At 70.4% G+C, this 25,037-nt stretch carries 24 protein-coding genes and 1 pseudogene; 7 read left to right on the top strand and 18 right to left on the bottom strand.

Translation table 11 applies throughout. From position 1 onward, the window contains the following. Positions 1 to 15: 15 nt before the first annotated feature. Entirely contained in the window at positions 16 to 219 is a 204-nt protein-coding gene (locus OG975_RS33980) for a hypothetical protein (RefSeq protein ID WP_028802434.1), read from the bottom strand. A 391-nt stretch (positions 220 to 610) separates the two neighbouring features. Beyond that, a complete protein-coding gene (locus OG975_RS33975) occupies positions 611 to 892 on the bottom strand; it encodes an acylphosphatase (protein ID WP_327432014.1) in 282 nt (93 codons plus the stop codon). A gap of 154 nt (positions 893 to 1,046) precedes the next feature. Between OG975_RS33975 and OG975_RS33970 the strand changes: the two genes are divergently transcribed. Further along, complete coding sequence (locus OG975_RS33970) at positions 1,047 to 2,012, top strand: CAP domain-containing protein (protein WP_406333111.1); 966 nt, start codon at positions 1,047 to 1,049, stop codon at positions 2,010 to 2,012. 180 nt (positions 2,013 to 2,192) lie between these two features. On the opposite strand, the gene OG975_RS33965 is transcribed toward OG975_RS33970, so the two are convergent. Next, positions 2,193 to 2,792 carry a flavodoxin family protein gene (locus OG975_RS33965; RefSeq protein WP_406333110.1) on the bottom strand — a complete coding sequence of 200 codons (600 nt, stop codon included), beginning with the start codon at positions 2,790 to 2,792 and terminating at the stop codon, positions 2,193 to 2,195. Positions 2,793 to 2,893: 101 nt separating this feature from the next. Here OG975_RS33965 and OG975_RS33960 point away from each other — a divergent pair, with 101 nt between their 5' ends. Further along, positions 2,894 to 3,301, top strand: a complete 408-nt coding sequence (locus OG975_RS33960; protein ID WP_406333108.1) for a winged helix-turn-helix transcriptional regulator — start codon at positions 2,894 to 2,896, stop codon at positions 3,299 to 3,301. 42 nt (positions 3,302 to 3,343) lie between these two features. On the opposite strand, the gene mutM is transcribed toward OG975_RS33960, so the two are convergent. The 8 genes and pseudogenes from mutM to recG all read right to left on the bottom strand — a co-directional run bounded on the left by mutM (position 3,344) and on the right by recG (position 10,908). Then, on the bottom strand, positions 3,344 to 4,204 hold the full coding sequence (gene mutM, locus OG975_RS33955; RefSeq protein ID WP_406333107.1) for a bifunctional DNA-formamidopyrimidine glycosylase/DNA-(apurinic or apyrimidinic site) lyase: 861 nt from the start codon (positions 4,202 to 4,204) through the stop codon (positions 3,344 to 3,346). A 236-nt stretch (positions 4,205 to 4,440) separates the two neighbouring features. After that, positions 4,441 to 5,298, bottom strand: a complete 858-nt coding sequence (gene rnc / locus OG975_RS33950) for a ribonuclease III (RefSeq protein ID WP_330307550.1) — start codon at positions 5,296 to 5,298, stop codon at positions 4,441 to 4,443. Positions 5,299 to 5,317: 19 nt separating this feature from the next. Continuing rightward, a complete protein-coding gene (rpmF, locus tag OG975_RS33945; protein WP_006139588.1) occupies positions 5,318 to 5,491 on the bottom strand; it encodes a 50S ribosomal protein L32 in 174 nt (57 codons plus the stop codon). A gap of 2 nt (positions 5,492 to 5,493) precedes the next feature. Beyond that, a complete protein-coding gene (locus OG975_RS33940; protein WP_406333106.1) occupies positions 5,494 to 6,147 on the bottom strand; it encodes a YceD family protein in 654 nt (217 codons plus the stop codon). Between the two features lie 189 nt (positions 6,148 to 6,336). Next, on the bottom strand, positions 6,337 to 7,437 hold the full coding sequence (locus OG975_RS33935) for a cell division initiation protein (RefSeq protein ID WP_406333105.1): 1,101 nt from the start codon (positions 7,435 to 7,437) through the stop codon (positions 6,337 to 6,339). A 99-nt stretch (positions 7,438 to 7,536) separates the two neighbouring features. Beyond that, positions 7,537 to 8,046 (bottom strand): pantetheine-phosphate adenylyltransferase, encoded by a 510-nt coding sequence (coaD, locus tag OG975_RS33930; protein WP_330307547.1) that lies wholly within the window; start codon positions 8,044 to 8,046, stop codon positions 7,537 to 7,539. Beyond that, positions 8,043 to 8,633 (bottom strand): annotated as a pseudogene (gene rsmD, locus OG975_RS33925) (16S rRNA (guanine(966)-N(2))-methyltransferase RsmD); the annotation flags it as partial. The pseudogene rsmD and the gene coaD, both read right to left, overlap by 4 nt. Positions 8,634 to 8,694: 61 nt before the next feature. Then, positions 8,695 to 10,908, bottom strand: coding sequence for an ATP-dependent DNA helicase RecG (gene recG, locus OG975_RS33920; RefSeq protein WP_406333104.1), 2,214 nt, complete (start codon positions 10,906 to 10,908; stop codon positions 8,695 to 8,697). A gap of 167 nt (positions 10,909 to 11,075) precedes the next feature. On the opposite strand from recG, the gene OG975_RS33915 reads away from it, so the two are divergent. Both OG975_RS33915 and OG975_RS33910 read left to right on the top strand, forming a co-directional pair. Then, positions 11,076 to 12,914, top strand: coding sequence for an HSP90 family protein (locus OG975_RS33915; protein WP_406333103.1), 1,839 nt, complete (start codon positions 11,076 to 11,078; stop codon positions 12,912 to 12,914). Next, positions 12,911 to 15,931, top strand: coding sequence for a tetratricopeptide repeat protein (locus OG975_RS33910; RefSeq protein WP_406333102.1), 3,021 nt, complete (start codon positions 12,911 to 12,913; stop codon positions 15,929 to 15,931). The genes OG975_RS33915 and OG975_RS33910 overlap by 4 nt, the downstream gene beginning before the upstream one ends. A 105-nt stretch (positions 15,932 to 16,036) precedes the next feature. On the opposite strand, the gene OG975_RS33905 is transcribed toward OG975_RS33910, so the two are convergent. After that, on the bottom strand, positions 16,037 to 16,411 hold the full coding sequence (locus tag OG975_RS33905; protein WP_406333100.1) for a hypothetical protein: 375 nt from the start codon (positions 16,409 to 16,411) through the stop codon (positions 16,037 to 16,039). A gap of 265 nt (positions 16,412 to 16,676) precedes the next feature. Beyond that, entirely contained in the window at positions 16,677 to 18,500 is a 1,824-nt protein-coding gene (locus OG975_RS33900) for a DAK2 domain-containing protein (RefSeq protein WP_406333098.1), read from the bottom strand. Between the two features lie 259 nt (positions 18,501 to 18,759). On the opposite strand from OG975_RS33900, the gene rpmB reads away from it, so the two are divergent. Then, positions 18,760 to 18,945, top strand: coding sequence for a 50S ribosomal protein L28 (rpmB, locus tag OG975_RS33895; protein WP_037625034.1), 186 nt, complete (start codon positions 18,760 to 18,762; stop codon positions 18,943 to 18,945). A 139-nt stretch (positions 18,946 to 19,084) separates the two neighbouring features. On the opposite strand, the gene thiD is transcribed toward rpmB, so the two are convergent. Both thiD and OG975_RS33885 read right to left on the bottom strand, forming a co-directional pair. Then, entirely contained in the window at positions 19,085 to 19,882 is a 798-nt protein-coding gene (thiD, locus tag OG975_RS33890) for a bifunctional hydroxymethylpyrimidine kinase/phosphomethylpyrimidine kinase (protein ID WP_406333097.1), read from the bottom strand. Continuing rightward, positions 19,879 to 20,844, bottom strand: a complete 966-nt coding sequence (locus OG975_RS33885) for a thiamine-phosphate kinase (protein WP_406333096.1) — start codon at positions 20,842 to 20,844, stop codon at positions 19,879 to 19,881. The genes thiD and OG975_RS33885 overlap by 4 nt, the downstream gene beginning before the upstream one ends. Positions 20,845 to 21,050: 206 nt before the next feature. Here OG975_RS33885 and OG975_RS33880 point away from each other — a divergent pair, with 206 nt between their 5' ends. Both OG975_RS33880 and OG975_RS33875 read left to right on the top strand, forming a co-directional pair. Then, positions 21,051 to 21,284, top strand: coding sequence for an Lrp/AsnC family transcriptional regulator (locus tag OG975_RS33880; protein ID WP_028802415.1), 234 nt, complete (start codon positions 21,051 to 21,053; stop codon positions 21,282 to 21,284). 20 nt (positions 21,285 to 21,304) lie between these two features. After that, complete coding sequence (locus OG975_RS33875; protein WP_406333095.1) at positions 21,305 to 21,814, top strand: DUF3515 domain-containing protein; 510 nt, start codon at positions 21,305 to 21,307, stop codon at positions 21,812 to 21,814. 21 nt (positions 21,815 to 21,835) lie between these two features. Here OG975_RS33875 and OG975_RS33870 read toward each other — a convergent pair whose 3' ends face one another. The 3 genes from OG975_RS33870 to OG975_RS33860 form a co-directional block, all read right to left on the bottom strand. Next, positions 21,836 to 22,993, bottom strand: coding sequence for a D-alanine--D-alanine ligase family protein (locus OG975_RS33870; protein ID WP_406333094.1), 1,158 nt, complete (start codon positions 22,991 to 22,993; stop codon positions 21,836 to 21,838). Positions 22,994 to 23,123: 130 nt separating this feature from the next. Next, the gene (locus OG975_RS33865; protein WP_330307537.1) at positions 23,124 to 24,134 is read right to left on the bottom strand and encodes an NAD(P)H-dependent glycerol-3-phosphate dehydrogenase; all 1,011 of its coding nucleotides are present in this window, start codon (positions 24,132 to 24,134) and stop codon (positions 23,124 to 23,126) included. Beyond that, positions 24,131 to 24,907, bottom strand: a complete 777-nt coding sequence (locus tag OG975_RS33860; protein WP_327431995.1) for a lysophospholipid acyltransferase family protein — start codon at positions 24,905 to 24,907, stop codon at positions 24,131 to 24,133. Before OG975_RS33860 ends, OG975_RS33865 begins: the two co-directional genes overlap by 4 nt. Positions 24,908 to 25,037: the final 130 nt, after the last annotated feature.

The raw sequence follows: 25,037 nt of genomic DNA, 5'->3' as shown, positions 1-25,037 counted from the left end.
TGTGCGGTGCAGTGATCAGGTGAGCGCAGGCTCCGCCTGGGGTACGTCGATGCTCTCGAGAAGCGAGTCGTGAGAAGCGGCAGCCGCGAGCGCGTCGTTCTCGGCCTGAATCCGTACGAGCTCGGATTCGAGGTCCTGTACGCGCTGCTGGAGCCGTCGCATCTCGGCAATGAGTCGCGGGTCGGAACCGCCGACGTAACCGAGAAGCGCCTTTGCCATGATGGATGGTCCTCCACACTGAGTGACCGACCGAAGCGGTGTGGGTCGTGAGGGAATCGCACCCGCGATGCTTGACACTGCTGATGTCGTGCTGCTGAGTCGTGCTCGTTCCACATGCCAAACAGCTAAGGTGCGCGGGGCTTTCAGCGTCTCACCAAAAAGTTTGACGGTCAACACGATCACGCCCTGTATTGGCGGGCAACCCGCTGTCGCGCGGCTCTGGAACGGCTGCGCTGCGACTCCTGCGGAACCCTCAGGGCGTAGAGATCATCGTTATCTGCGGAGCCTGCCACGACAAGCCGTTCTTGGCAACCACCAGGTCATTTCTGCTTCTGGCAGGTGCCGGTGGCATGCCATACCGCTTCCGCCTGGGGTATTGCCGCCGTCGCCGTCAGCGAATGGCGAAGCCTTCGTAGATCCCCCGGGGCGTGTCCCAGATCTCAGTGACTCCGTCTACCCGCCCGGGTGTGTCGTCCCCCTGGAGCCAATCGAGCAGGCTCTGGCATTCGGCCCGAGAGCCCTCCGCGACGACCTGGACCCGTCCGTCGTCCAAATTGAGAGCAAAACCACTCAGCCCACCGATCTCCAGCGCCTTGGCCCGCGTGAACCAGCGGAAACCCACGCCCTGCACCCCTCCGCGGACCCAGACAACCAGCCGTGCAACCTCGTTCATGGGTGCACGCTAACCGGACAATGTCTCTCTGAGCACTTCCTCCCCTTGCGGCATGGGGTACCGTCCCGACCCAATGAGTCTCATATGAAACTCACTCTTTCGGGTGAGGTTCGGCTGAGGATCGCTGACCGCAAGATCGAGGAAGGCCCAGGAGATGGGACGCCACCGACGCTCGGCCGCCGGCCGCGCCGCCACAGGCCGCGCCACCGGGGTCACAGATACATACGAGCCCGACACGGACAGCTACGGCCCGGAGAACCTCTACGGCTACGCCGCAGTCGCCGACCTCCCGTCCGCGGCCGCTGCCCGCTCGCACCGCAAGCGGAAGGGCGCGACCCCCGTACGCACGGGCCTGCTCGGCGTCTCCGCGGCGGTGGCGCTGGGCACGGTCGCCGTAGCGGCCGGCGTGCTGCCCGGCAGCGACAACTACTCGCTCGGCGGCGGCAGCAGCAACTCCGACAGCGTGCAGGCCGCGAGCTCCCCCTCCAGCCTGGAAACCCAGCAGGGCGGCACGTCCGGCAGCGCGGACTCTCGCGACGACACGTCGACGAGCCGTGACGCGGACCGCTCCGCCTCGCCCTCGGGGTCGGCCGCTCCCGCGACGTCGGCCGCCGCGCCGTCGGCGACGGCTACGAAGGAGCCCACCACCAAGCCCAGCAAGACCAAGGACCCGAAGGCTCCGAAGCCCTCCAAGACCGCCACGAAGGCGCCGAAGACCACCGCCCCGGTGACGGTCTCCGCCGAGACCGCGGCCGAGGCCGAGGTGCTCAAGCTCGTCAACGAGGAGCGGGCCAAGGTGGGCTGCAGCGCCGTATCGGCGAACAGCGCCCTGTCGGACCTGGCCCAGGCCTTCAGCGAGGACATGGACGCGCGGGACTTCTTCGACCACACCGACCCGAGCGGGCTCAGCCCCTGGGACCGGGCGGCGAAGGCCGGGATCACCAGCCTGGGCGGCGAGAACATAGCCCGCGGCCAGGCCACCGCCGCGGCGGTGATGGAAGCCTGGATGAACAGCCCCGGCCACAAGGCCAACATCCTGAACTGCGACTTCAAGACCCTCGGCGTCGGAGCCCACTTCGGCTCGGGCGGCCCTTGGTGGACGCAGGACTTCGGCTACTAGGCCGAGGGCCGCGCACCTCGGGACAGCTCAACACGGCTCGACACGACTCGAAAAGCGAAGGCCGCGCCCACCCGGAAAGGGTGAGCGCGGCCTTTTCGTGAGCGGCCCTTTTCGAGCGCGGCTCATTCGCAAGCACGTAAACGCTTACGCAAACGTTTACGTAAACGTTTACGTAAACGCTTACGCGGCCACCTCGGCCACAGCCGCCCGCCCCAGCGCGAACACCCGTGCCGTCTCCGCGATCCGGCGGCCGAGGTGCTCGGCGGTGGCGATGTCGGCCTTGTGCACGGCGTCGGGGCCCTCGTCGACGTTGGTCTGGGCGGCAGCGCCGGCGAAAACGCCGAGGCGGTTGAGGTCGTGCTCGGAGGCGGTGCTGCTGTTCCAGCCGGGGTGCAGACCGAGGTTGATCCAGTTCATGCCGTGCTGCGCGGCCAGGATCTGGAAGAACTGCAGGGTGTGCAGCTTGTCACCGCTCTTGGAGCCGGAGTTGGTGAACCCGGCGGCGAGCTTGTCCTTCCAGTCCTGCCCGAACCAGCGCTTCGAGGACGCCTCGGCGAAGACGTGGAAGGCGCCCGAAGCGGTGCCCATGTAGGTCGGGGAGCCGAAGACGATCGCGTCCGAGGCGTCGAGCAGCTCCCACTGCGCGTCGGTGATCTCGTCGACGTTGACCAGGTGGACCTGGGCACCGGCCTCGACGGCACCGGAGCGGACGGCTTCGGCGAGGACGGCGGTGTGGCCGTAGCCGGAGTGGTAGGCGATGGAGATGACGGGGGTGCTCACGCTGGGAACTCCTCAAGGTGGGGACAACAAACCAAAGGAAAGCACTAACTTCTAGTTAGTGCAACCTATCGGTTAGCGCTGCGCCCGAGTATGCTCCTTGTATGGAGACCACCGTGCAGACCGCCGAGAGCGGTGAGTGTCAGGACCTCGCGTACAACGTGTTCGCGCGCAGCTGCCCGTCCCGGGGCACGCTGGAGCACGTCACCGGGCGCTGGGGCGCGCTGACGCTCGGAGCGCTGCACGAGGGCACGTTCCGCTTCAACGAGCTGCGCCGCCGGGTCGACGGCGTCAGCGAGAAGATGCTCTCCCAGACGCTGCACGCGCTGGAGCGCGACGGTCTGGTGCACCGCGAGGCGCAGCCCACCAACCCGCCGCGCGTCGACTACCAGCTGACGCCCCTCGGCCGCGAGGTCTCCGAGCGTCTGCTGACGCTCATCACCTTCGTCGAGGGCCACATGGACAACGTCCTGGAGGCCCGCGAGCGCTACGACGAGACGCGCGAAGACTGACCCTTCCGGACTGAAGACTGACTCTTCCGGACTACGGCAGGACTACGGCGTGACGCGCGGCGCCCTCTGGCACTTCGGGCAGAAGTAGCTGGACCGGTTCATCCAGGCGCGTCGGCGCATCGGCGTCCCGCACCGCCGGCAGGGCTCGCCCTCGCGCCCGTACGCGTCGAGCGAGCGGTCGAAGTAGCCCGACTCCCCGTTGACGTTGACGTACAGGCTGTCGAAGCTCGTGCCGCCGGCGGCGAGGGCGTCGTTCATGACGTCGCGGATGTGGCCGAGGAGTTCGGTGGTGCGCGGCCGGGTCATGGTGCCCGTGGGGCGTTCGTAGTGCAGCTTGGAGCGCCAGAGCGCCTCGTCCGCGTAGATGTTGCCGACCCCGCTGATCAGTGACTGGTCGAGCAGGGCGCGCTTGATCGTCGTACGGCGGGCGCGCAGGGCCGTGTGGAACGCGGCGTCGTCGAAGCGGGGGTCGAGCGGATCGCGTGCGATGTGTGCAATGACGTCCGGGAGTCCGTCGGGGGTGTTCTCGTGCAGGGAGAGTCCGCCGAAGGTGCGCTGGTCGACGAAGCGGAGTTCGGTGCCGAGGGCGTCGTCGAAGCGGACGCGGATGCGCAGGTGCTTCTCGTCCGGGGCGTCCTCCGGCTGTACCAGGAGCTGGCCGCTCATGCCGAGGTGCGCGAGCACGGAGTACGGGGAGTCGTCGAGCGGCAGCCACAGATACTTGCCGCGCCGCATGGCCTCTCCCACGCGCTGTCCGGCCAGGGCCTTCGCGAAGCCTTCGGGCCCCGCCAGATGCCGCCGCACGGCCCGCGGATGCCGTACCTCGACCGTCTTCACGACCCGCCCGCTGACCCAGCGCTCCAGGCCCCGCCGCACGACTTCGACCTCGGGCAACTCGGGCACGGGACTCCTCCGGAGGGGCGGGGGTACAGGGCTTTGCCCGCAGCGTACCGCCGTGGCCTCGGCGCCCATCCTCCGGTACGGCTCCCCCGGTTGCCGCACGCGTCGGCCGTATGCGTGGCGGGGACCGGACCGTCGTTCACGGCCGGCCCGCGTCCGCTGTGCGGCACGAGCCCCTCAACACACGAACCCCGTCGCGGCGCGGGCGCTGCGACGGGGTTCGTGTGTTGGTGAAGGAATCAGGCCGTGGCCGTGTCGCTCGTCGGGGCCGAGGGGGTGTCGGCGGTCCCCTCGGTGGCCTCGGCCGCCTGTTCGGCGGCCTGAGCCGCCTGCTCGGCGGCCTTGGCCGACTTCGCGCGTTCGTCCGCGGCGGAACGGATCGCACGCCACGCGGACTCCGCGGCCTGCTGCTCCGCCTCCTTCTTGCTGCGGCCGGTGCCGGTGCCGTACGAGACGCCTCCGACGCGGGCGGCAGCAGTAAAGGTCTTCTCGTGGTCCGGGCCGGTCTCCGAGACCAGGTACTCGGGCACGCCGAGCCCCTCGGTCGCGGTGAGCTCCTGGAGACTGGTCTTCCAGTCCAGGCCCGCTCCCAGATTCGAGGACTTCTCGATCAGCGGGTCGAAGAGCCGGTGGACGAGCTCGCCCGCCGCGTCCAGACCCTGGTCGAGATAGACCGCGCCGATCACCGCTTCAAGGGTGTCGGCGAGGATGGACGCCTTGTCCCGGCCTCCCGTGCCTTCCTCGCCCCGGCCGAGCCGGATGAAGGAGCCGAGTTCGAGCCCGCGGCCCACCTCGGCCAGCGCACGAGAATTGACCACCGCGGCCCGCAACTTGGCCAGCTGGCCTTCGGGCAGGTCGGGGTGGGTGCGGTACAGCGTGTCCGTGACCACGAGGCCGAGCACGGAGTCCCCGAGGAACTCCAGACGCTCGTTGGTCGGCAGACCGCCGTTCTCGTACGCGTAGGAACGGTGGGTCAGCGCACGCACCAGAAGGGCGGACTCGAGCTTGTACCCGAGCCGCCCTTCCAGAAGCGTGTGGGACGAGGCTGTGTTGTCCGCCTTTTTCTTGGCGTTTGAGTCCGCCTTGGCGTCAGACATCAGACCTCTCACCAGCCGCTCAGACCTCGAGGACCTGGCGCTTGTTGTAGGTGCCGCAAGCGGGGCACGCGATGTGCTGCAGCTTGGGCTCGTGGCAGCGCTCGCACGCAACCAGGGTGGGGACCGCAGCCTTCCACTGCGACCGGCGGTGGCGCGTGTTGCTGCGCGACATCTTCCGCTTCGGAACAGCCACGGCTACTTCTCCTGCTTCTCGTCGACGTGCGCTGATGGAAGCGCGCCGCCGCTCAACTCGTCCTTCTCGCCGTCTCCGGATGAACCAGCGAGTCCCTGCAGTGCCGCCCAACGGATGTCGACGGCGTCGTGGTGGTGGTCCGGGTCGTCCGCGAGCCGCACTCCGCATTCGGAGCACAGGCCGGGGCAGTCGTCCTGGCACACCGGCTGCATCGGCAGTGCGAGCACCACCGCATCACGCAGCACGGATTCGAGGTCGAACAAACCGTCCTCGATGAAGAGCCTGTCCTCGTCTTCCTCGGCGTCGTCGACCGGCTCCGCTTTCACGCGGCCCCGGTCGTCGGCGTCAGGGTACGAGAACATCTCCTGGAAGTCCGCTGCGAGCTCCTGCTCAAGCGGCTCCAGACACCTTACGCACTCCCCCTTGGCCTGCGCACGGGCGGTGCCTGTGACAAGCACCCCTTCCATGACCGACTCAAGGCGGAGTTCGAGCTCCACCGGGGCGCCTTCCGGCACTCCGATGACTCCCTGGATCCCGAGATCCTTGGGGGCGTCGATCGTGCGGGTCAAGCGCTGCAGCGCGCCAGGACGCCGCCCCAGCTCGTGTGTGTCGAACACGAGAGGGTTGCGGTGGTCGAGGCGGGTGTTCAGAGCCATTCCTGCTTTCGATCTTCGAAGCTCAAGGGGTTGCCACCCCTTGGTGTTCCGTGGGCAGCGTTGATCGCGGACGTACGCGCGACCGAAGAGCCAGGATACTGGACCTTTCGCTCTCGGCCCAATCCGGTGTGCGCTGCCCATCCCGCGCACCGGCGTGCGCCCCGGCCTCGGGGGCCGCGGCCACCGGAATCAGTGACCGCCGCGCCCTTGCTCGTACGCCCGCAGCTGCTCCGCGCTGATCATGCTGGTGTCGAAGAGGCTGGTCTCGTCGAGGCTGTGCGCCTGCTGATCCATGGCGTGCGCCTGCTGATCCATGGCGTGCGCCTGCGGCTGGGCGTAGGCCTGCTGCCCGCTCTGGTCGTACGCCGGCTGCTGGTCGTACCCCTGCTGCTGCGGGTAGGCGGCGTACGGGTCGGCCTGCTGGTAGCCGTACGCGTCCTGCTGGGCGTACTGCTGCTGATACCCGTATGGATCGGCCTGCTGCTGGTACGCGTAGGCGTCCTGCTGCCCGTACGACGGCTGGGCGGGCACCTCGGGGGTCTGGGCGGGCTGCTCGGGGGCGTCCGAGAGCTCCGCGAGGCCGGCCAGGTAGTCGGAGTCGCTGGTGTGCAGGCCGGGCGTCCCGTCCTCGCCGAAGGCGCTCAGGTCGCCCAGGTCGTCGCTGGCGATCCGGCCGTGCAGCTTCTGCCGGCCGCGGCCGACGGCCTCCAGGGTCTTGGCGAGCACGGCCTCGAAGGCGCCGAGCTTCACGTCGACGTATTCGTCGGCGTTGCGGCGCAGGGTCTCCGGGTCGTGGCTGCGCTCGGGGGCGTCCTCGTCCTCGTATCCCTGCTCGTCGATGCCGGGACCGGTGCCGAGGAGCTTCTCGCGGCCGCGGCCGACGGAGCCGAGGGTCTTGGTGAGGACGACCTCGAAGTTGGCGAGCTTGGAGTCGACGTAGTCGTCGGCCTCCGCGCGGACCTCCTCGGCCTCCTTGCGGGCCTCGGCGAGGATGCGGTCGGCCTCGTTCTGGGAGCGGCGGGCGACCTCGGTGTCGGAGATCAGGGAGCCGCGCTCGGCGTGCGCGGCCTGGATGATCCGCTCGGCCTCCTGACGGGCCTGCTCGACCATTTCCTCGCGGCCGCCGATCAGCTCCTGGGCCTGGGCGAGGGAGCCGGGCAGCGCCTGGCGCACCTCTTCGAGCATCGAGAGCAGCTCGGCGCGGTTGACCACGCACGAGGCCGACATGGGCATGGAGCGGGCGCTGCCGACCGCCCCGACGATCTCATCGAGCTTCTTCTGCACGTCCACCGTGTGCTCGCCACTCTCTACAGCTGTGATGGAGACGGACGGGTCGACTGTACGACCACTCCTGCCCCGCCCGACACCGGGTGACGGACTGTCAGGGGCTCAGCCCTTGCCGAGTCGTTCCTTCAGCGCGTCGAGGACCACCGGTGGCACCAGGTGGGAGATGTCGCCGCCCCACTGGGCGACCTCCTTGACCAGCGAGGAGGAGAGGAAGCTGTAGGTGGGGCTGGTCGGGATGAACAGCGTTTCGACGCCCGAGAGGCCGTTGTTCATCTGGGCCATCTGGAGTTCGTAGTCGAAGTCGCTGACCGCGCGCAGACCCTTGACGATGGCGGGGATGTCGCGCTGCTTGCAGAAGTCGACGAGCAGGCCGTGGTAGGCCTCGACCTGGATATTGCCGTACTCGGCGGTGACCTCGCGGATCAGCTCGATCCGCTCGTCGACGGTGAACAGGCCCTGCTTCGACTGATTGATCATCACCACGACGTGCACGACGTCGTACAGCCTGGAAGCGCGGGCGATGATGTCGAGGTGTCCATTGGTGATGGGGTCGAATGACCCCGGACAGACGGCGCGGCGCAACTGTGGTCCCTCGCTCTCCGGTCCGGTCATCGTGCGTCTTCGCACGTAGAGGCGGCGCGACCGTACCAAAACGTCCCCTCGCCGTAACGACGGGCCCTGATCGCTTCGAAGCCGTCGGGCCAGCCGAATTCGCCGCCTCTGGTGCTGCGCTCCACGGTGACGAGGGCTTCGGCCGCGAGCCAGCCCTGCGAGCGGAGTGTGAGCAGAATCTCCCGAAGATCGTCGTCCGAGACGGCGTACGGAGGGTCGAGGAAGACCAGGTCGTACGGGTCTGCCGGCGCCGGCGTCTGGATGATCTGCTCCGCTTTGCCCGATCTGACCTCGGCGCCGGGGAGACCCAGCGACTTGACGTTCTCGCGGATGACCTTGGCCGCGCGGGCGTCGGCCTCGACGAGCAGCGTGTGTCCGGCGCCGCGGCTGAGCGCCTCCAGGCCGACGGCACCGGAGCCGGCGTACAGGTCGAGCACGCGCTCCCCGTGCAGCGGGCCGCCGAGCAGGGACTGCCAGGTGGAGAAGAGGCCCTCGCGCGCCCGGTCGGAGGTGGGCCGGGTGCCGGTGCCCGGCGGGACGGCTAGGCGGCGTCCGCCCGCCCGGCCGGCAATCACGCGGGTCATGAGGGTCCTTTGCGCTGGGGGTGTGTCGGGCCCAGTCTCTCAGTCCTCGTCTCTTCCCTGCCTCTCAGCCCTTGTCCAGGTACTGCTCCCTCTCCTCGTCGAGAAGGGCGTCCAGGGCGGTGCGCAGGCCGGGGAGCCGCTCCAGCTCCGGGTCGGCGGCGACGACTGCGGCGGCCTCCTCGCGGGCCTCCGCGATGATCTCCTCGTCCTCGATGACGGCGAGCATGCGCAGTGAGGAGCGGACGCCGGACTGGGCCTGGCCGAGGACGTCGCCCTCGCGGCGCTGTTCGAGGTCGATGCGGGAGAGCTCGAAGCCGTCGAGCGTGGACGCCACCGCGGTCAGGCGCTGGCGGGCCGGGCTCGCCTCCGCCATCTCGCTGACCAGGAGGCAGAGTCCGGCGGCGGAGCCTCGGCCGACGCGGCCGCGCAGCTGGTGGAGCTGGGAGACGCCGAACCGGTCGGCGTCCATGATCACCATCGCCGTGGCGTTCGGCACGTTCACCCCGACCTCGATCACGGTCGTCGCGACCAGGACGTCCGTCTCGCCCGCGGCGAAGCGGCGCATCACGGCGTCCTTGTCGTCGGGTTGCATACGGCCGTGCAGGACCTCGACCTTGAGGCCTTGGAGGGGGCCCTTGGCGAGCTGGTCGGCGACGTCGAGGACGGCGAGCGGAGGGCGCTTCTCGGCCTCGTCCTCGGGGGACTTCTTCTTGGTCTTCTTCGGGTCGTCCTCCTCGTCTCCGATGCGGGGGCAGACGACGTAGGCCTGATGGCCGTTCTCCACTTCCTCGCGTACGCGCTCCCACGCGCGCGTGAGGAAGTGCGGTTTGTCGGCGGCCGGGACGACATGGCTGGCGATGGGCGAACGTCCGGCGGGGAGCTGGTCGAGGACCGAGGTCTCCAGGTCGCCGAAGACCGTCATGGCGACGGTGCGCGGAATGGGCGTGGCGGTCATGACCAGGAGGTGCGGGGGCTGCTTGCCCTTGCCTCGCAGGGCGTCGCGCTGCTCGACGCCGAAGCGGTGCTGCTCGTCGACCACGACCAGGCCCAGGTCGTGGAACTGCACCTTGTCCTCGATCAGCGCATGCGTGCCGATGACGATCCCGGACTCACCGGTGACCAGATCGAGCAGCGCCTGCCGCCGCGCCGCCGCGCCCATGGACCCGGTGAGCAGCACGACCTTGGTGGAGTGCTCGGCCCCGCCGAGCATGCCGCCCTCGGCCAGCTCCCCCATCATCTCGGTGATCGACCGGTGGTGCTGCTGGGCGAGCACCTCGGTGGGCGCGAGCATCGCGGCCTGCCCGCCCGCGTCGACGACGGCGAGCATGGCGCGCAGGGCCACCATCGTCTTGCCCGATCCGACCTCTCCCTGGAGGAGCCGGTGCATCGGATGCTCGGTGGCGAGGTCGTCGAAAATCTCCTTGGAGACCTTCTGCTGGCCCTCGGTGAGGGTGAAGGGCAGCTTGGCGTCGAAGGCGGTGAGCAGGCCGTCCGGCTTGGGGGTGCGGGCCACGGCCGGGAGTTGGGCGTCGGCGTGGCGGCGGCGGGCCAGGGCGACCTGGAGGACGAAGGCCTCGTCCCACTTGAGGCGGGCGCGGGCGTCGTGGATGTCGGCCTTGGTGTGCGGGCGGTGGATCTTGAGGAGGGCTTCGGGGAGGGCGACCAGGCCGCGGCCGTCCCGGAGGGAGTCCGGGAGGGGGTCGACGGCTTCCTGGGCGCTCGGCAGCACCGTCTGCACGGACTTGGCGATCTTCCAGGACTCCAGCTTGGCGGTGGCCGGGTAGATCGGGATGAGGGCGCCCGCCCAGGAGTCGACGCTCTCGGCGGCTTCGTCGCTGTCGCCGCGCAGCAGCTCGTACGCCGGATGGGCCAGCTGGAGGCGGTGGTTGAAGACGGAGACCTTGCCGGAGAACATCGCGCGCGTGCCGGGCAGGAGGTCCTTGTGGGGCTTGTGCACGCCGTTGCCGAAGAAGACCAGCTGGAGGCGGCCGCTGCCGTCCGTGATGGTGACTTCGAGGCGCTGGCCCTTGCCTCGGGGTGCCCTGGACGAGGCGAAGGTGTGCAGGCGCGCGTCGGCGACCTGGGCGACCACCGTCACATGCTCGTCCATGGGGAGGTCGGCGAGGTGGGTGAGCTGCCCGCGCTCCTCGTATCTGCGCGGATAGTGGTGCAGCAGATCGCCGACGGTGTGCAGGCCGAGGTGCTCGGCCATCACCTTCGCGGTGGCGGGACCGAGCGCCTTCTTCAGTGGTTCTTCGAGCACGGGCACGAGATCCATTGCACACCACCGCACTGACAATGCCGTATACGTCCTGGAAATCCGCTGGTCAGGCGGGTCGTTCCGGGCCTAGGATGACCCGCTCCGGCCCTCTTCGCGGTCACCGTCCGCCGGGACCGCCCGACCCCGCGCCGTCGCCCGTCCCCCCACCGACCGGCGCAGCGACGATGGACTCCCAGACTTCACAGCCATCACAGGCACCCCAGTCACCTCATACGTTCCAGGTCGACCTGCGCGGTTTGGTGGACCTGCTCTCCCATCATCTCTACTCCAGTCCCAAGGTCTATCTGCGCGAACTGCTGCAGAACGCCGTGGACGCGATCACCGCGCGCCGCGCCGAGCAGCCCCATGCCCCGGCCACCGTGCGCCTGTACGCCGAGGGCGGCGCGCTGCGGGTGGAGGACTCCGGTGTGGGGCTCACCGAGTCCGACGTGCACAACCTCCTCGCGACGATCGGGCGCAGCTCCAAGCGGAACGACGGTCTGGAGTCGGCCCGGTCCGATTTCCTGGGGCAGTTCGGCATCGGGTTGCTGGCGTGTTTCGTCGTCGCCGAGCGCATCCGCGTCGTCAGCCGCAGCGCCCGGACGCCCGACGCGGCGCCCGTGGAGTGGACGGCGGCCGACGACGGCTCGTACACCGTGCGCACGCTGCCGCACGAGGCGCGCACCGAACCGGGCACCACCGTGCACCTGGTGGCGCGCGCCGGGGCCGGCGAGTGGCTGAGCGAGGAGCGGGTCCGGTCGCTGGCTCGGGACTTCGGGTCGCTGCTGCCGTACGACGTGCGCGTCGGCGACGAGGTGATCGCGGACCTTCCGGCGCCCTGGGACCGTCCTTATCCGAGCCCTGCCACCCGAAGGGTGGCGCTGGCACGGCACTGCCACGACCTGTTCGGTTTCACGCCGCTGGACTCGATCGACCTGGACGTGCCGCTCGCCGGGATCCGGGGCGTGGCGTACGTCCTGCCGTCCGCGGTCAGCCCGGCCCAGCGGGCGGGCCACCGCGTGCACCTGAAGGGCATGCTGCTCACCGAGCGGGCCGAACAGCTGCTGCCCGACTGGGCGTTCTTCGTGCGCTGCGTCCTCGACACGGACAGCCTGCGGCCCACCGCGTCACGGGAGTCGCTGTACGAGGACGAGACGCTCGCGGCCGTACGCGAAGCGCTGGGCGAAAGGATTCGCTCCTGGCTGACCGGGCTCGCGGCGGGTGACCCGGAGCGCCTGGAGGCCTTCCTCTCCGTCCACTACCTGGGCGTGAAGTCCCTGGCGCGGCACGACAGGGAAATGCTGCGCACAATGCTGCCGTGGCTGCCCTTCGAGACGACCGACGGGCGGCTGTCCCTGGAGGAGTTCGCGCAGCGGCACCCGGTGGTGCACTTCACGCGGACCGTGGAGGAGTACCGGCAGGTCGCGCCGATCGCCTCCGCGCAGGGCGTCGGGGTGATCAACGGCGGCTACACGTACGACAGCGAGCTGATCGAGGCGCTGCCGTCGGTGCGTCCGGGAACGGTCGTGTCGGAGCTGGACGCCGACACCGTGACGGCGCACCTGGACGCGGTCGACCCGGCCGAGGAACTGGCTCTGTCGGCCTTCCTGGCAGCCGCGCGGGCCAAACTCGACCCCCTGGGCTGCGATGTGGTCCTGCGCGCCTTCCACCCGCTGTCGGTCCCGGCACTGCACCTGGACGACCGGGCGGCCCGCCACGAGCAGGCACGCGCGGAGGCGGAGGAGCAGGCCGACGACCTGTGGGCGGGCATTCTCGGCTCGCTGCGGGGCAGCGCTCCACGCGCGCGTCTGGTCCTCAACCACCTCAACCCGCTGATCCGAAGGATCAGTTCACTCAATGACCCGGAGCTGATAGGCACCGCCACCGAGTCCCTCTACGGGCAAGCCCTCCTCATGGCGCAGCGCCCCCTGCGGCCGGCCGACTCCGCGCTTCTCAACCGCGCGTTCATCGGCCTCCTGGAGTGGGCCACCCACACCGACACCGGGAAGGACGACCGCCGATGAGCCAGGCCATGGACTTCGACACGCTGCGCCAGGCGATGGCGGACAACTACGAGCAGCCGGAGGGGCCCGCCCGCAACGCGCGCGCGGAGCAGCTGCTCGTCGAGGCCGAGAAGCTGAACATCCCGCTCGCCGTCATCGAGGCGCTCGGACACCAGCTGAAGGTCTACAACTACAGCTCCGAGAAGGACAAGATGTTCGTCCCCTTCGCGCGCCTGCTGCGCATGTGGGACGAGCGCCCCGAGGACTTCGACGAGTACGAGATCCATTCGCTGCACTGGGTCTTCAAGTGGATGTCCGCCGGCATGCTCGACCAGCCGCACATTCCGCTCGCTTCCATAGAGAAGTGGCTCGGCGAGATGGAGCACCGCTACCGGCTGGCCGGGCACTCCGAACGGGCCGTGCGCGGCGCCGAGTTCAGCGTCGCCGCCCACCTGGGCGACCTGGAGCGCGCCGAGCGGGCGTACACCGCCTGGCTGGCCGCCGACCGGGACACCATGGCCGACTGCCACGCCTGCGAGCTGCACAGCCAGGGCTGGTGGCGGGCGGTGCGCGGCGCGGACGCCGAGGCGCTGGAGCTGTGGGGACCGGTCCTGGAGGGCGAGTACACCTGCGCCCACGAGCCGCACACCGTCCTCGCCTCCTCCTTGGTGTCCCTGCTGCGCCTGGGGCGCGTGGACGAGGCGCGCGCCCATCACCTGCGGGGCTTCCGGCTGGTGCGCCCCATGGAGAGCATGCGCGGCGCGTACGCGGACCATGTGGAGTTCTGCGCGCTCTCCGGCAACGAGGCGCGCGCCCTGGAGTTGCTCGCCGAGCGGCCCTCCTACTTCACGGACTCCGGGGACCCGCGCAGCAAGCTGGACTTCATGGCCGTCACGGCGCTGCTCATGGACCGGCTGACCGGGCTCGGACTCGGCGACCAGGCGGTGCCCGGTCCCGCCGGGCGCGTGTGGACCTCGGGGGAGCTCGCCGTCCACGCGCGCGGGGAGGCGCTTTCGCTGGCCGCGCGCTTCGACGCGCGCAACGGCACGTCGTACGTCAGCGAGCGAGCCCGCGCGCGCATGGATCAGCCGGCGCTCGTGGACCGGCTCCCGCTGGGCGTGCGCTCCACACGCTCGGCGCGCGCCGGGCTGCGCGCTACGGCGCCCGCGCCTCTGCCGCGCGCCGTCACGGAAGCAGCTGAGGAAGCCGCCGCGGTGGCCTCCAGCGAGCCCGACCTGTCCGCGCTGCTCACCGATGCCCGGCGGCTCTCGGCCCTCCGCAGTCCGGAGGCCGTAGAAGCGTGGGCCGCGGTCTCGCGCGCCGCCGAGGGCCACGAGCTGGATCTCCGTGACCGCGCGGAGATCGCCGACCACGCGGCGATGGAGCGCGGCCCGGAGGGCATCGAGCTCTTCCACCGCGCGGCCGAGCTGTACGCCGAGGCGGGCGACCCCGGCGAGGCGCTGGCGGCCCGCTCCCGCGCCGCGTACATCCACGCGCTGAGCGGCGCGACGGAGGAGGCCCTGACGGCCGCCTCGGAGCTGTACGAGAAGGTGCTCGCCCTCTTCGAGGAAGGCGGGACGGGGGTGTCCCAGACGGCGTCCGTGCTGGTGGGGCGGGCGCGGATCTTGATGCACCGGGTGGATGAGGCGGAGGGCGGCGCCGGGGCCGAGCCCGAGGCGGCAGGCTCGGCGGAGGCCGGGGGCGATGTCGTGGCCGCCGCCGAGGAGGCCGCGCGGGAGTTGCTGGCGCTTGCCGAGCCGCATGTGGCGGACGTCCCGTTGGCCTCGCGGGCGGCGGAGGCGCAGGCGATGCTCGGGGAGCTCGCGGCGCGTTCCGGGGACGCCGAGGAGGCCACGGAACGGCTCTCGCTGGCCGTGGAGACGTTCGTGGCGGCCGGGCTGCCGTGGTTCGCCGTCGAGTACGACTCCCGGCTCGCCGGGATCGCCCTGCGCCTCGGTGACACGGACAGGGCGGAACGGGCGGCGCGCGCGGCGCTGGACCACGCAGGGGCGTACCTGGAACCCATGGGCCAGGCCCAGTTGCACCTCCAGCTCGCCGAAATCCTCGGCACCAGTGGGCAGTTGCGGCCCGCCTCGGAGCACGCCCTGGAGGCCGCGCACTGGGCCGACGAGGCGGGCCAGGCCGGCACGCTCGGCGCCTGGGCCCGGCACCAGCTCGGCGGTTTCCTGCTCCGTCAGGGGCGGTGGGCGGAGGCCGCCGAGGTACTGGAGTCGGCACTGCCCGATCTGACCACCGACATGCACGGTGACGGTGCGATCGTGCAGACGCGGTGGTGGCTCGGCGACTGCCTCACCGAGCTCGGTGAACACCGCGAGGCCGCCGAACACTGGCTGCGGGCCGCCGACATCGCCCAGCACTGGCCCGAGCAGCGCGACCACGCGATGCTCGCGCATCTCGCCGCCGAGGCCCTCGGGCACGCCGGGCTGCCCGGCCAGGCCGACCAGGCGTACGCCCGCGCCGGCGATCTCTGGCGTGGCCTCGGCAACGCCCATGGGCTGGTTCGGGCGCTGCGGGCGCGGGCGTGGGCGGCGGCTCGTACGGACGGGGGGCTCGACGGGGCGCGGGAGTTGATGGGGGCGGCGGTGCGGGAGTGCGAGTCGGCGATCGCGGGCGCGTCCCTCGACTCGGGCTCGCCGGAGGACTCCGACGCGCGTCATCGCCTCGTCGCCGAACTCGGCCACACCTACCGCCAGTTCGGGGATCTCGTGGTCCGTTCCGTGCCCAACGACGCGGAGGGGGCTTCCGCCCGGGCCGCGTTCGAGGAGGCCCTGGGTCACATCACGGAGGCCGTCTCCGTGATCGCCTCCCTCGGGCCGGAGGCGCTGCACTCCAGAACCGGTGCGGAGCTGGCGGCGGGGTGGCTGGAGGCCGACCTGGGGCGTCCTGCCTCGGCGGCGGCGCGGGCCCGAGCGGTTCTGGCGGCGTACGAGGGCTACGAGGAGGCCGCCGGGCCGGACGAGACGGTGCAGGCCCGGCGGGCCGAGGCGAACCAGTTGCTGGAGCTCCGGGAGGAGTGAGGCGGGTGGGGCGGCAGGGTGCGGTTTTCGCCCCCGCCGCCCCTTCCCGTGCCCGTCCCTGGGGGCTGCGCCCCCAGACCCCGCTTTCGGCCGGAAACGCCAGGCTCAGGCGACGCCTATTTCGGTGGAGCCGCAGTCGTGACCGGTGCCGAGGTAGCCGTCGCCGCTGTTGGAATAGTTGCTGTCCATGCCGCCGCAGGCCTGCACCCACACGGTCGCGCCCTCGGGGATGTCCGACCACGGGTGCTTCGTGTCCGTGGTGCCGCATCCGGACGTGTTGTGAATGGTCCGGAAATGCCATCCGCTTCCGGACTTGTACCAGGTCAGCTCGGCCCAGACGGTGCCGCCGTCGCACTGGCTGTCATGGATGCGGAAATCGTCGCCGTTGGACACGAAGTACGCATAACCGTCACCGTTGCTCGCGTCCGAACCGGGCGAGTCCGTGCCTGCGCTGGCGGACGTGGCGGTCCCCAGGAGCAAGCACGCAGCGGCAGCGGCGACAACCGAGAGACGACTCCTGGACTTTGCTGTCATTTCGGAAATTCTCCGATCTGAAGGAAATCAAGGGCGGCTACACACCACTCACCCGAATCAGCGCATTTCGCCGCAGATGACGTGTCCACGCAGACTCTCACGCGGGGTGCGTCGCGATCAAGCCATTTGCAGGGATATGACTGCGGCAACTCCGGCTTGTTCAGGGAGAGTTCATCCAAGGAGCCTTGCGGTCGGCCAGTTGAGGCGCCGGCTACTCCACGCCGATCAGCAGCAGCGCGCCCTGGCGGCCACCCCGGTAGACCATGGTGTCGACGGCGAGCCAGGACTCCCGCACCCGGGCTTCCAGGCGTTCGGCGATGCCGTCGGGGGCCTCGTCGCCGAGGACGAGGGTGACCATTTCGCCGCCGGCGGAGAGCATGCGGTCGAGGACGGTTTCGGCGGTGAGGGTGATGTCGGAGCCGATCACGGCGACATCGCCGTCGATGAGGCCGAGGACGTCGCCGGCCTGGCAGATGCCGGCCATGGTCCAGGACTGCCGCTCGGCGACGGCGACCTCGGCGTAGCGGGTGGCGCCGGCCGCGGACGTCATGGCGACGACGTCCTCGTCGAAACGGCGCTCCGGCTCGTGGACGGCGAGCGCGGCGATGCCCTGCACGGCGGACCGGGTCGGGATCAGCGCGACCCGGACGCCCTCCGTACGGGCCTGCTCGGCAGCGGCGGCGGCGGTGTGGCGCAGTTCGGCGTCGTTGGGCAGGAGCACCACCTCGCGCGCGTGGGCCCGCCGTACGGCCTCGACGAGTTCCCCGCTGGCGGGCGGCTCCCCGGGCCGCGCGAGCACGGTGGTCGCCCCGGCCTCCGTGTACAGCCCGGCCAGGCCCTCGCCGGGCACCACGGCCACGACGGCGCGCTGTGCCCGCTCCCGGGGCGGACGCCCGGCCGCGCCGCCGGTGTGTACGTCCCCGAGCCCGAAGTGCGTGATCCTGATCCGGTACGGCCTCCCGGCCTCGACGCCCGCCTCCACGGCGGCACCCGCGTCGTCCACGTGCACATGGACGTTCCACAGCCCGTCCCCGCCGACCACGACGAGCGAGTCCCCCAGGCTGTCGAGCCGGTGCCGCAACCGGGCCACGGCCGCGTCCTCCGCCTCCAGGAGGTAGATGACCTCGAAGGCGGGGCCGTCTTCCTCCGGCGGCCCTTCCACGCACACATCGGCGTGGACTCCGCCGATGCCCGCGCCGATGACGTCGCTCATGCTCATGGTCTTCTCCACGCGCGCGTGGACCTCCACGGGGGCCGAGAGCACCCCGGGCGCCTCCCCCGTGAACGTCTCCACCAGCGCGGCCAGCACGGCCACCAGTCCCCGTCCGCCCGCGTCGACCACACCGGCGCGCTCCAGGACGGCCAGCTGGCCAGGGGTCGCCGCGAGGGCCGCTCGTGCCCCCTCGTACGCAGCGCGCGCGACCGTGCCGCAGTCGCCCTCGGCGCCGGTGGCCGCGTCGGCGGCGGCCGAGGCGACCGTGAGGACCGTGCCCTCGACGGGGTGGGCGACGGCCTGGCGCGCGGAGTCCGCGGCGTGCCTCAGAGCGAGCCGCAGGCCCTGACCATCGGTGTGAGCCGCCTCACTGTCGTCGGCCAGCACCTGCGCCATGCCGCGCAGCAGCTGCGCGAGGATGGTCCCGGAGTTGCCGCGGGCCCCGATCAGCGCCCCGTGCGCCATCGCCCGCACGGCGTCGGCGAGGGTGGGCCGGCCGGCCTCCGTGGACGCGTTGTCACGCCCCCCAGCGGCCGCGACGGCCGTGCTCAGGTGGTCCGCGGTCGCCGCGCTCCCCTGACCGGCGGCGGCCGCGGTCTCGTAGCCCGCTGTGGCGGCCGTCTCGTAGCCCGCGAAAACGGCCTCGACCGCCGTGGTGGCCGACTCCACCGTCAGATACAGATTCGTCCCGGTGTCTCCGTCGGCCACCGGGTAGACATTGATCGCGTCGATCTCTTCGCGCGCCCGTCCCAGCGCCTCCAGCGCCAGTCCGCACCAGGTGCGCACCGCGAGAGCATCCAATGTCTGCGGCACCTGCGGCACCTGCGCCTCCTTGAGCTGCTGGACGTGGGACGCAGCGTAGACCCAGAATGGGTTACTGCCGGTAGGGGGCCCTGAGGAGGTCAGGGACGGAGCCCGGGGCAGCCATGGTAGTTTCGTTCTCCGGACGCAGTCGTTGTATGCTGCTCCAGTTGCCCGATTCGATCGGGTCTTCCCCCTGGCACCGCCACTCAGATCCTAGATCTCGATTCCGGCATGCCGGGATCAACCGTAAGAGCATCTGAAGTCTTTGGAGTGACCCGTGGCTGCCAACTGCGACGTCTGCGGCAAGGGGCCGGGCTTCGGCAACAACATCTCGCACTCGCACCGCCGTACGCCCCGTCGCTGGAACCCCAACATCCAGCGCGTTCGTACCGTGGTGGGCGGGACGCCGAAGCGCGTGAACGCTTGCACCTCGTGCATCAAGGCCGGCAAGGTCACGCGCTGACAACCGCTAGCGCGCGGCCACTGCTGGTTCGCTTGCACTGAACCGGTCCACCTCACGGTGGGCCGGTTTTTTGCTGCCCTCACGCGCTCACGTAAACGCTTACGTAAGCGTTTACGCGTTAACGCGTTAACGCGCACGCTTACGCGCCCGTCCTGAACCGCCAGCCATGATCCACCGGCCCGATCCCGCCCCCCAGCGCGAACCCGGCCGCGATCGCCCCGGTGACGTACTCCTTGGCCGCTGCCACCGCATCCGGCACGGACTGCCCCTTCGCCAGACCGGAAGCGATCGCGGACGCCAGGGTGCAGCCCGTGCCGTGCGTGTGCCGGTTGTCGTGGCGCGGGGCCCGCAGCCAGTGCTCCTCGGAGCCGTCCGTGAGCAGGTCGACGGCGTCGCCGGGCAGATGACCGCCCTTGATCAGCACCCACTTCGGCCCGCACGACAGCACGGCCGCCGCGGCCCGCCTGAGGTCGCCCTCCGAATCGACCCGTACACCTGTGAGTTGGGCCACCTCGTCGAGGTTGGGTGTCGCCACGGTCGCCACCGGCAGCAGTTTCGTCCGTACGGAGTCCAGCGCGGACGCGGCGAGCAGGGCGTCCCCGTGCTTGGAGATGCCGACCGGGTCGACGACGGCCGGGGCGTCCGTACCCCCGATCAACTCGGCGACCGCCTCGACGAGTTCTGCCGAGGCCAGCATGCCGGTCTTCACGGCCTGGACGCCGATGTCGTCGACGACGCTGCGGTACTGGGCGCGCACCGCGTCCACCGGCAGTTCCCAAGCGCCTTGGACGCCCAGCGAGTTCTGCGCGGTGACGGCGGTGATCACGCTCATGCCGTGCACACCGAGCGCGAGCATCGTCTTCAGGTCGGCCTGGATCCCGGCTCCGCCACCGGAGTCGGAGCCCGCGACCGTCAGGACGGTGGGCGGCGCACTCACGATTCGATGTCCCCGAAGTGGTCCCAGCCGCCCTTGCTCGTCCAGGGCGCCCCGTCCACCGTGACCTGGGGCAGCGCCGACGGGTTGAGCACCTCGCCGATCACCTTCCAGCGGGCGGGCAGCTTCACGTCCGGCGGGAAGGTCGCCACGATCGCGTGGTCCTCGCCGCCGCTGAGCACCCACTGGATGGGGTCGACGCCGACGGCCTGTCCGATGTCGTTCATCTGGGAGGGGATGTCGATGTTTCCGGAGCGGACGTCGATGCGCACCTTGCTCGCCTCGGCGATGTGTCCGAGGTCGGCGATCAGCCCGTCGCTGACGTCCGTCATCGAGGTCGCGCCGAGCCCGGCGGCCGCCGGACCCGCGTGGTACGGCGGTTCGGGCCGCCGGTGGGCCTCGACAAAGGCGCGCGGCGAACGGAAGCCCCGCGAGAGCACCGCGTACCCGGCCGCCGACCAGCCCAGCCAGCCCGTCACGGCGACGACGTCACCGGGCTGGGCCCCACCCCGGGTGACCGGCTCGTGGTTGCGCAGATCGCCGAGCGCGGTGATCGAGACCATGATGGTGTCGCCGCGTACGACATCGCCGCCGACCACGGCCGCGCCCGCGACCTGGCATTCGTCACGCAGCCCGTCCATCAGCTCGGACGGCCAGGTGGCCGGGAGTTCGGCCGGCACGACCAGGCCGAGCAGCAGCGCGGTCGGTACGGCGCCCATGGCGGCGATGTCCGCGAGGTTCTGCGCGGCCGCCTTGCGCCCGACGTCGTACGCGGTGGACCAGTCGCGGCGGAAGTGCCGTCCCTCCAGGAGGATGTCGGTGCTCGCCACGACCCTTCGGTCCGGCGCGGCCACCACCGCGGCGTCGTCGCCGGGGCCGACCCGGACGGCCGGCGTGGTGGTGAGACGTGAGGTGAGCTCTCGGATGAGCCCGAACTCCCCCAACTCGCCCACGGTGCCCTTCATGATCGTAGTGCTCCCTCTGTCGCTACCCGTGCCCGGTCGCGAGCCGTCTCCGTACTCGGTACGGTCGAGTTGACCGTCAACTTGTGCAGTCCGTGCACCCCGGCGCGCAAGCCCCAGCCACCGCGGGTCTCCCCGCGGCGAGCGGCAACGCGATACCGTGGCGTTCCTTTTCCCCACATGATCCTCGTGGCCGCCCTGGAGGTTCCGTGGTACAGGCGTACATCCTGATCCAGACGGAGGTCGGCAAAGCGTCGACCGTCGCCGAAACGATCAGCAAGATCCCGGGGGTGATCCAGGCCGAGGACGTGACAGGACCGTACGACGTGATCGTGCGTGCCCAGGCCGACACGGTCGATGAACTCGGCCGCATGGTGGTCGCGAAGGTCCAGCAAGTGGACGGCATCACCCGCACCCTGACCTGCCCGGTCGTGCACCTCTAGCCCCCGTCTACCCTTGGCCGGTGAACTTCTTCCGTCACCGGCACCCCGTTCTGCTCGGGCTGCCCGCCGTCGCACTGCTGATCACGATTGCGGGCTGCTCCTCAGCAGACGACAACGCCTCGGTCTCGGTTCCGAGCCCGAACGCGAAGGTCACCAAGCTGTGCCAGAACCTGGACGAGGTGCTGCCGCGGAAGGTCGACGGTCTGAGCCGCGAGGATCCCGAGCCCCGGTCCGCGCTGACCGCGGGCTGGGGAAGCCCGGCGATCATACTGCGCTGCGGTGTCGAACGACCCCCGAAGATGATTGACCCCAAAGTGGCCCTCGGCAACGACCCCAAGGCGGCCGGCGGCAACGTGAACGGCGTCGACTGGCTGATGGAGACGCAGGACGACGGGTCGACCCGCCTCACCACCGCGAACCGCAGCGCGTATGTCCAGGTCACGGTACCGAAGAGCGCTGACAACTCCGGCGTGCTCGTCGACCTGGCCGCCTCCATCAAGAAGGCGATCCCCAAGGGGATCGCCAACTGACACGACCGTCGTACGAAGTGCTCAGCGCAGTCCCGTCGAGCGCCGCAGCGCCGCCTGCACCAGGCGGTCCACCAGCTCCGGGTAGCTGACGCCGGTCTCCTGCCACATCCGCGGGTACATGGAGATCGGTGTGAAGCCCGGCATCGTGTTGATCTCGTTGATCACGAACTCGCCGTCCTCGGTGAGGAAGAAGTCCGCGCGGACGAGGCCCTCGCACGAGGCCGCCTCGAAGGCTTCGACGGCCAGTCGCCGCACCTCGGCGGTCTGCTCCGGGGTGAGCGGCGCGGGCACGATCCCGTCGGCCGAGTCGATGTACTTGGCCTCGAAGTCGTAGAAGGCGTGGGACTGCACGGGCGGGATCTCCGCGGGGACGGAGGCGCGCGGGCCGTCCTCGAACTCCAGGACCCCGCACTCGATCTCGCGGCCGCGCAGCAGCGCCTCCACGATGATCTTCGGGTCGTGGCGCTGGGCCTCCGCGATCGCCTCGTCGAGGCCCGAGAGGTCGTCGACCTTGGTGATGCCGAACGAGGACCCCGCGCGCGCGGGCTTCACGAACAGCGGCCAGCCGTGCTCGCCCGCGAAGTCGATGATCTTCTTGCGGGCGGCGGACTCGTCCTGCTGCCACTCGCGCGGCCGGATCACCACGTACGGGCCCACCTTCAGGCCGAACGAGGTGAACACCCGCTTCATGTAGTCCTTGTCCTGGCCGACGGCCGAGGCGAGCACGCCCGAGCCGACGTAGGGGACTCCGGAGAGCTCCAGGAGGCCCTGGAGGGTGCCGTCCTCGCCGTACGGGCCGTGCAGCAGGGGGAAGACGACGTCCACCTCGCCGAGGGCCTTGGGCACGGAACCCGGTTCGCTGTAGACGACTTCGCGGTCGGCGGGGTCGACGGGAAGCACCACGCCGCCCTCGCTCGACTCGGCGAGCTGCTCGACGCTCGGCTGCCGCCGGTCGATGATGGCCATCCGTTCCGGCGCGTCGGCGGTGAGCGCCCAACGGCCGTCCTGGGTGATACCGATCGGCAGGACGTCGTACTTGGTCCGGTCGATGGCGCGCAGGACGGCGCCGGCCGTGACCACGGAGATCCCGTGTTCGGAGCTGCGGCCGCCGAAGACGAGGGCCACACGCGGCTTGCGAGGCGGCTGCTCGGGGCTCTGGGGGAGGTTCTCGGTGCTCATATCGCGTTGAGAGTACCCGGTGGTACGGCGGTGAGTCAGCGCCCCACCGGGGCCGTTGCTCAGCGTCGCACGAGCGGTCGCACAGCGTTGATTCCGGGGCGGTGTACGAGCCTTCGCACCACGCCCGTGCTCAGCGGCGCTCGGGCTTCGCGCTGCGCGACATCAGTTCCTTGACGGCGACCACCGGAGGCTTGCCGTCGTGCACGATGGCGACGACCGTCTCCGTGATGGGCATGTCGACGCCGTGCCTGCGGGCCAGATCCAGCACGGACTCACAGGACTTGACGCCCTCGGCGGTCTGCTTGGTGACCGCGATGGTCTCCTGGAGGGTCATGCCCTTGCCGAGGTTGGTGCCGAAGGTGTGGTTGCGCGACAGCGGCGAGGAGCAGGTGGCCACCAGGTCGCCGAGGCCCGCGAGTCCGGAGAACGTCATCGGGTCGGCACCCATGGCGAGCCCGAGCCGGGTGGTCTCCGCGAGCCCGCGCGTGATGAGCGAGCCCTTGGCGTTGTCGCCGAGGCCCATGCCGTCCGCGATGCCGACGGCGAGACCGATCACGTTCTTGACGGCGCCGCCGAGTTCGGCGCCCACCACGTCGGTGACGGTGTACGGGCGGAAGTACGGCGTGTGGCAGGCGGACTGGAGGCGCTGGGCGACCGCTTCGGAGCGGCAGGCGACCACGGCGGCGGCCGGCATCCGCGCGGCGATCTCACGCGCCAGGTTGGGCCCGGTGACCACGGCGACCCGGTCCGCGCCGACCTTGGCGACGTCCTCGATGACCTCGCTCATCCGCATGGTGGAGCCGAGTTCGACGCCCTTCATGAGGGAGACCAGGACGGTGTCGGGAGCGAGCAGCGGTACCCATTCCGCGAGGTTCCCGCGCAGCGTCTGCGACGGCACCGCGAGGACGGTGAAGTCGGCGTCCGCGGCGGCCTCGGCGGGGTCGGTCGTGGCCCGCAGGTTCTCGGGGAGTTCGACGCCCGGCAGGTAGTCCGGGTTCGTCCGGGTGGAGTTGACCGCCGCGGCGAGTTCGGCGCGACGCCCCCACAGCGTGACGTCGCACCCCGCGTCGGCGAGCACCATGCCGAACGCCGTGCCCCACGATCCGGTCCCGAAGACGGCCGCCTTGACCGGCTTGCTCACGTGCCCTGCCCCTCTTCCTGCTGTGCCTGTGCTTTTTCCTTGGCCGCGGCCCTGCGGCGCTGCGCGATGCGCACCTCGCGCGGGTCGTACGGCTTCTCGGGCGCCCGCTCGCCGCGGATCTGCTCCAGTTGCGCGGTGATGGCGGCCATGATCACCTCGGTGGCCTCCTTCAGGAGGTCCGGGCTCATCTCCTTGTCGTAGAAGCGCGAGAGGTCCACCGGCGGGCCCGCGAGCACGTGGTGGGTCTTGCGCGGAAGGAGGTTGGGCTTCTTGGCGTACGGCGGCAGCAGTTCGTTGGCGCCCCACTGGGCGACCGGAATCACCGGGCACTTGGTCTGCAGCGCGACGCGGGCGGCACCGGTCTTGCCGGTCATCGGCCAGCCGTCGGGATCGCGGGTGAGGGTGCCTTCGGGGTAGAACGCGACGCATTCGCCGCGTTCCACGGCGTCGATCGCGGCCCGGAAGGCGCTCAGCGCGTCGGTGCTCTCACGGTAGACGGGAATCTGTCCGGTGCCGCGCATCGCGGCCCCCACGAATCCCTTCCGGAAAAGGCCCGCCTTCGCCAGGAATCGCGGAACACGCCCGGTGTTGTACTGATAGTGCGCGTACGCGAACGGGTCCACATGCGAATTGTGGTTCACCGCGGTGATAAATCCGCCCTCGACCGGAATGTTCTCCATTCCGCGCCAGTCCCGCTTGATCAGAACCACCAGTGGCGGTTTGCAGAGGACCGCTGCGAAGCGGTACCAGAAGCCGATTCTCCGGCGGGGCACGCGGACACCTTCCTCTAGGGCCTGGGGGGCCGCACAAGTGTCGCCCCAGGCCGCCTGTCTGTCGAGAACACCGTACGCCCCGGCTTCCGGACCGCCAGGGCCGCCGGGTCACAATGGGGCGCGACAAGGG

The sequence above is a fragment of the Streptomyces sp. NBC_00203 genome (assembly GCF_045206325.1).
Classification (GTDB): domain Bacteria; phylum Actinomycetota; class Actinomycetes; order Streptomycetales; family Streptomycetaceae; genus Streptomyces; species Streptomyces lutosisoli.
Note: the sequence above shows the minus strand (reverse complement) of the source record. Positions and strands in the feature narration are given on the sequence as shown.

What these genes read in the sequence shown, in the direction of transcription:
- OG975_RS33915 (WP_406333103.1), top strand. Translation starts at nt 11,076, where the DNA reads ATGGACTCCCAGACTTCACAGCCATCACAGGCACCCCAGTCACCTCAT.
- OG975_RS33960 (WP_406333108.1), top strand. Translation starts at nt 2,894, where the DNA reads ATGGAGACCACCGTGCAGACCGCCGAGAGCGGTGAGTGTCAGGACCTC.
- OG975_RS33870 (WP_406333094.1), bottom strand. Translation starts at nt 22,993, where the DNA reads ATGAGCACCGAGAACCTCCCCCAGAGCCCCGAGCAGCCGCCTCGCAAG.
- OG975_RS33885 (WP_406333096.1), bottom strand. Translation starts at nt 20,844, where the DNA reads ATGAAGGGCACCGTGGGCGAGTTGGGGGAGTTCGGGCTCATCCGAGAG.
- rnc (WP_330307550.1), bottom strand. Translation starts at nt 5,298, where the DNA reads ATGTCTGACGCCAAGGCGGACTCAAACGCCAAGAAAAAGGCGGACAAC.
- coaD (WP_330307547.1), bottom strand. Translation starts at nt 8,046, where the DNA reads ATGACCGGACCGGAGAGCGAGGGACCACAGTTGCGCCGCGCCGTCTGT.
- OG975_RS33970 (WP_406333111.1), top strand. Translation starts at nt 1,047, where the DNA reads ATGGGACGCCACCGACGCTCGGCCGCCGGCCGCGCCGCCACAGGCCGC.
- OG975_RS33940 (WP_406333106.1), bottom strand. Translation starts at nt 6,147, where the DNA reads ATGGCTCTGAACACCCGCCTCGACCACCGCAACCCTCTCGTGTTCGAC.
- OG975_RS33980 (WP_028802434.1), bottom strand. Translation starts at nt 219, where the DNA reads ATGGCAAAGGCGCTTCTCGGTTACGTCGGCGGTTCCGACCCGCGACTC.
- recG (WP_406333104.1), bottom strand. Translation starts at nt 10,908, where the DNA reads ATGGATCTCGTGCCCGTGCTCGAAGAACCACTGAAGAAGGCGCTCGGT.
- OG975_RS33910 (WP_406333102.1), top strand. Translation starts at nt 12,911, where the DNA reads ATGAGCCAGGCCATGGACTTCGACACGCTGCGCCAGGCGATGGCGGAC.
- OG975_RS33975 (WP_327432014.1), bottom strand. Translation starts at nt 892, where the DNA reads ATGAACGAGGTTGCACGGCTGGTTGTCTGGGTCCGCGGAGGGGTGCAG.